Here is a 2,845-nt window from a genome sequence, read left to right as displayed (position 1 = left end):
TTCTCGGTTGGTGAGAGAGAGTCTATCTTTCTCTAAAAAAATGGAGAATCACGTTGGGGAACCCTTTGGTATTTTATCCATGACTACAATGCACAGCAAAGCAAAGGATTAAGCCGCCATCACTACTACCGAATCACCACCCTTTTTCTGGGGTGAAAAGATACCGTGCAGTTTCCGATATTTATAGGAATCGTGTAGCTAATTTTGATGATCAATTAATCTTAACGGCTTGTGGATTATGGAATTTTTATTTAGCGGCAGCATAAGCATTAATTAAAAGGAGAAGCAAGCTGAACTTCTCACAAAATAATTCATTCGGCTTTTTCTTATTTTGCAACAAGTCTATTATGGCGCAAGAGCAGTGATTACTACGCTTCGGGAAATCTAACCATCTACTACAACGCGGAACAACTAAAAAAACGTGATTTCTGTGGTTCCGATTTTTTTGTGGTTTTAGATACCGAAAAACGTCCCCGCAAAAGTTGGGTAGTCTGGGGAGAACAGGGGAAATATCCGGATGTAATTGTCGAGATTCTCTCCGATTCTACGGCCAATATTGACCGCAATAACAAGAAAATTCTCTATCAGAATACCTTTCGCACTCCTAATTATTTTGGGTTTGATCCTAATACTTTAGAATTACAAGGATTTAGACTAATTGATGGACAATATCAAGCCATTTCTCCCAATGAACAGGGTTATCTCTGGAGTGAACAGTTAGGATTATATTTAGGGATATTTGACCGTAAACTGCGTTATTTTACCGCCGATGGTCAATTAGTCCCCACTCCTCAAGAAGCGGAATTACAGCAACGACAGGCAAAAGAACAGGCTCTTTTAGAAAAAGAAAGGGAACGACAAGCTAAGGAAAAATTAGCCCAAAAATTGCGAGAATTAGGCATCGATCCCGATGCAATTTAGGGGAAATCTGATCAGTAGGGTTTGAAGACAAAATAACAAACCCTGCTATAAGATTAAAAAGCAAAATTATTTTCTAGCAGTTATGGTGACAGCAGCGCCCCTAGTGGGTGTAATTATGGGCAGTGATTCCGACTTACCCACCATGAAAGAAGCGATCGCAGTTTTAGAGGTTTTTCAGATTAGCCACGAAGTCACCATTGTCTCGGCCCATCGTACCCCCGAAAAAATGTTTGAATACGGCAAAAACGCTCATTTAAGGGGAATAAAAGTGATTATCGCTGGAGCCGGCGGGGCTGCCCATTTACCCGGGATGGTGGCATCTTTAACCCCCTTACCCGTGATTGGAGTTCCCGTAGTCACGCGCACTTTACAAGGGTTAGACTCTCTCTATTCAATTGTACAGATGCCCGCAGGCATTCCCGTGGCCACGGTGGCGATCGGTAATGCCAAAAATGCCGGACTTTTAGCGGTTCAAATTCTCGCCATCGGTAATGCTGATCTTTTAGAGCAAGTTATCGCCTATCGTCAATCCCTCAGCGATTCCGTCCTCGAAAAACAAAGCAATCTTCAACGACTAGGCTATCAAGACTATCTAGGGCAGAGTTCACCTAAGTAGGGTAGATTGAGAAAAGATTAAGTAACAAATTATGAAGTAATTATGCGTTGGATCACCGCTTGTGTATTGAGTCTATTGCTCTTTTTTGCCCTACCCATAGCGGCTTATGCCGATAGCCCGACTATTAGCGAAGAACAGATTAGAGAAGGGGAAGTTATCGCCGAAAAAGCCCTAGAAGCCACAGAAAAAGGGGATTACGCCCAGGCCGAAAGCTATTGGACCCAATTAGTCGCCAAATTCCCCACTAATCCCGCCGTCTGGAGTAATCGCGGCAATGCCAGAGTCAGTCTCAATAAATTAGAGGATGCGATCGCTGATTTTAACCAAGCGATCGCCATTGCCCCCGATGCCCCCGATCCCTACCTCAATCGCGGCACCGCTTTAGAGGGAGAAGGCAAATATCAAGAAGCGATCGCCGATTATAATAAAGTTTTAGAACTGGATCCCAATGATGCCTTTGCCTATAACAATCGCGGCAACGCCGAAGGCGGTTTAGGGGACTGGGAAGCCGCCGTCAAAGACTATCGCCAAGCTACCCAACTAGCCCCGAATTTTGCCTGGGCGCAAGCTAATCTGGCTCTGGCCCTGTACGAATTGGGCAGATATCCAGAAGCAGTCCAAAAAATGCGGAATATTGCCCGCAAATACCCCATGTTTCCCGATGTCAGAGCAGCCTTAAGCGCCGTTTTATGGACCCAAGGACAACAGGGAGAGGCGGAAAGCAATTGGGTAGCCGCCGTCGGCATGGATACCCGCTATCAAGACCTCGATTGGGTAAAAAGCGTGCGACGTTGGCCGCCGAATATGGTTCTAGCCTTAGATAAGTTTCTTAACTTAAAGTAAAGAAGGACTAAATAGCAATTTTTCTCGCAGTAGCGGGACTGAGAGGCCAATTATCCTGAAATCCGCGACTAAAATACAATTGAGATGTGCTGGGTTGTACTGCATTTAAACTGCGTCGGGGAAATTTTAGTACAAATGCTCAAACTTCCTCGACCCAGCTCCGGCTCCCCCAACTCCGGTGGGGTTAAATACAGAAACTTGCAACTTTGACACCGCCACTGTCACTACCACCCCTAAGAGATGAAGTGTAAACTAATTAGGGTTTGCTGAATAAATCTAAAAACCTTGTTGGATAAGGCTTTTAGACTTTTTTGACCTCAAAAAGTGCCGACCATTGGAGTGATTGGGGGGAAAATTCAGGTACTTTTTCCCTGAAAATTAGGTAATTGACCCCCTCAAAATCGGTAAAACCCCACACCCTACACCCTACACCCCACACCCTGCCACCAGGAAAAACTTTTTCAG

3 protein-coding genes are annotated in these 2,845 nt (G+C 44.7%); all 3 read left to right on the top strand.

The features are described 5' to 3' along the window. Window positions 1–306 precede the first annotated feature (306 nt). The 3 genes from O9332_RS05105 to O9332_RS05095 all read left to right on the top strand — a co-directional run bounded on the left by O9332_RS05105 (window position 307) and on the right by O9332_RS05095 (window position 2,380). Window positions 307–921 (top strand): Uma2 family endonuclease, encoded by a 615-nt coding sequence (locus tag O9332_RS05105; RefSeq protein WP_288024024.1) that lies wholly within the window; start codon window positions 307–309, stop codon window positions 919–921. 82 nt (window positions 922–1,003) lie between these two features. Continuing rightward, window positions 1,004–1,537 (top strand): 5-(carboxyamino)imidazole ribonucleotide mutase, encoded by a 534-nt coding sequence (purE, locus tag O9332_RS05100; RefSeq protein ID WP_002761719.1) that lies wholly within the window; start codon window positions 1,004–1,006, stop codon window positions 1,535–1,537. A 42-nt stretch (window positions 1,538–1,579) separates the two neighbouring features. Further along, window positions 1,580–2,380, top strand: a complete 801-nt coding sequence (locus tag O9332_RS05095; protein ID WP_002761720.1) for a tetratricopeptide repeat protein — start codon at window positions 1,580–1,582, stop codon at window positions 2,378–2,380. The last annotated feature ends 465 nt before the right edge of the window (window positions 2,381–2,845 follow it).

Origin of the sequence: Microcystis sp. LE19-10.1B, assembly GCF_027530565.1 — a bacterium.
Lineage (GTDB): Bacteria > Cyanobacteriota > Cyanobacteriia > Cyanobacteriales > Microcystaceae > Microcystis > Microcystis aeruginosa.
This window is presented reverse-complemented; position numbering and strand designations above follow the sequence as displayed.